This is a genomic window from Duganella fentianensis, assembly GCF_009857835.1.
Taxonomy (GTDB): domain Bacteria; phylum Pseudomonadota; class Gammaproteobacteria; order Burkholderiales; family Burkholderiaceae_D; genus Rugamonas; species Rugamonas fentianensis.
The window spans coordinates 1-2,065 of sequence record NZ_WWCL01000018.1 but is presented as its reverse complement, the minus strand read 5'-3'; the positions used below and the strand labels follow the sequence as shown (position 1 = coordinate 2,065).

The following is a 2,065-nucleotide window of genomic DNA, read 5'->3' as shown; positions in this document are numbered from 1 at the left end:
AGCTTGATGACCATAGCAAGTTGGTCCCACCCCTTCCCATCCCGAACAGGACCGTGAAACAACTCTGCGCCGATGATAGTGCTGCAACCAGTGTGAAAGTAGGTTATCGTCAAGCTAGTTATTAGAAGAACCCCCGTCAGTCGTAGACTGTCGGGGGTTTTTTGTTTTTCTTGTCGCAATCCCAGCCCTCGATAATATAGAATAATTAATATGTAATATTTATTAATTATTTATGGGGGAGTTGTCATGGGGAACAAACTACGCCTGTTTTCATTGAGTCTGATTACCGTAGTGCTGGCTGCTTGTGGCGGCTCCGATGTGGAAACCTCCCCCCGGCGCACTGCGGGATTGCGTGCAGGGGGCGAGAGACTCGTAGTGCAGCCCGCACTCTCAGTTCATTCTGACCTGGTGCAGTCGCTCTACCTTGCATTTTATGGCCGTGCCCCAGACATTGGCGGGCTGGTGTTCTGGACCGGGGTATTCGATCGCCTGAACTTGCCATCGACGGCTTCTGCCCTGATTGCTGCCTACGGCAGCGACTCCAACGTCAAAATGGTTCTCGACAGCTTTGGCCGCAGCCCGGAGGCCACGATGCTATATCCCGGCACTAATGCCGAATTCGTCAACGGCATCTACATGAATTTATTTGGCCGCTATGCTGACAATGCAGGCCGTATGTTCTGGGGGGATGCATTGGATAATCGATTGGTTACCCGTTCATTCGCAGCGCTTAATATTCTTGTTGGGGCGCAAGGGGAAGATCAGATTGCCCTGACCAAGAAAAACGAAGTGGCTACGCGTTTTCTGGCTGCGTTAGTAGCGGCGGGGGTGACAGATAATTCGCCTCAAGGTAGCGCGGGTGTCGACTTATTGTGGAAGGTGAATGCTGCGACCGATCTGAAAGCGTTTCAAACTCAAATAGATGCGGCCGTCCAGAAAATTAGCCAGGAGATTGCTCTTCAGACGTTGCGACGCTATACGGGATTTCAGAACGTCTTTTCGGAAACAGCTACTTTAGTGCGCTACTGGCTGACATTTGGGAGCGGCACTGTTTCCGCGCCAAACGGGAAGTTGGTGTTTGGCTTGGGAGAACGCGAGATCGGCTTTGCCGGGCCTGTTCCGGGGAGTAATGTAATCGCTTATGCTCCGCCCGTAGTGGCGTTCTCGGCAATTGACGGAGCGGCGGATGGCACCACTCCCACCATACTAATGCTGTGCCAAGCGGCAAACGACGGGACGGGAGGAGTATCCAATAAATCTACGGATGTATTGGTAATAAATCTAGCGGAGATGATTACTAACGCCAAGGATTTGGCCGGGCAAACCTTGTCCATGTATCGTGAAGATTGTGGGGTGCTTAGTGCGCGAAATATCGTGTTCGACGCCACGGGCGGTGCCGTTGTCCGCGACGTTAATGGAAGCCATTCATATTCCTTCACAGAGGTGCAAACGGCACTTACCGGCCGGCTGACAGATGGCGTGGATGGTAAAAAGTATTCTTGGCGTGCTTACCGTTATACCAAAGCGGATGGTTCACCTAAGTACGCAATCGTCAGTCGCGTTATCCCAAACCAAAGTATGTCATCCAGGATGCAGAATTCCACGATAAGCGGGACAGAAACAGCGCCCCCACCTATTGCGGTGCTGTCTATATGGTCGCAGGAATAGAGGGGCTGGCTCACAAGGGAACAACCGCGGCGGTTCAAAAAATCCTTGTAGAGACTGACGAGCTTTTGCTATAGTTCGCGCCTTGCAAAACAAGGCGTTTAACGCCAGGTTAAGCAAGTTGAAAAGTGGGGGTTGACGAGAAATGGTAAACGCCTCATAATCTTGCCTCTTCGCTGATGAACACAACGCTTCTCAGCAACCAGTACCAAAGACAAGTTCTTTAAAAATTCACAGTCGATAAGTGTGGACGTTTGATGAAAGTGCACACGGAGCTAGTCTTCGTGATACTTAAAAAATATCAAATGTTCACAAGAAATAAATGAAATAGGACGCTTTGTAAAAGAAGCGAACTGTCAGTATTTTGAGTGAGCGACCCAGCAGCAATGCTGGTGCCAGA

1 protein-coding gene and 1 rRNA gene are annotated in these 2,065 nt (G+C 50.5%); both read left to right on the top strand.

Annotation, left to right across the window (positions count from 1 at the left end; translation table 11 throughout):
- Positions 1 to 2: 2 nt before the first annotated feature.
- A 5S ribosomal RNA gene (rrf, locus tag GTP23_RS22360) occupies positions 3 to 115 on the top strand.
- 131 nt (positions 116 to 246) lie between these two features.
- Positions 247 to 1,668 (top strand): DUF4214 domain-containing protein, encoded by a 1,422-nt coding sequence (locus tag GTP23_RS22355; RefSeq protein ID WP_229256248.1) that lies wholly within the window; start codon positions 247 to 249, stop codon positions 1,666 to 1,668.
- Positions 1,669 to 2,065 lie beyond the last annotated feature (397 nt).

Excerpts from the sequence above, each read along its gene's own strand:
- GTP23_RS22355 (WP_229256248.1), top strand. The coding sequence starts at position 247 with ATGGGGAACAAACTACGCCTGTTTTCATTGAGTCTGATTACCGTAGTG.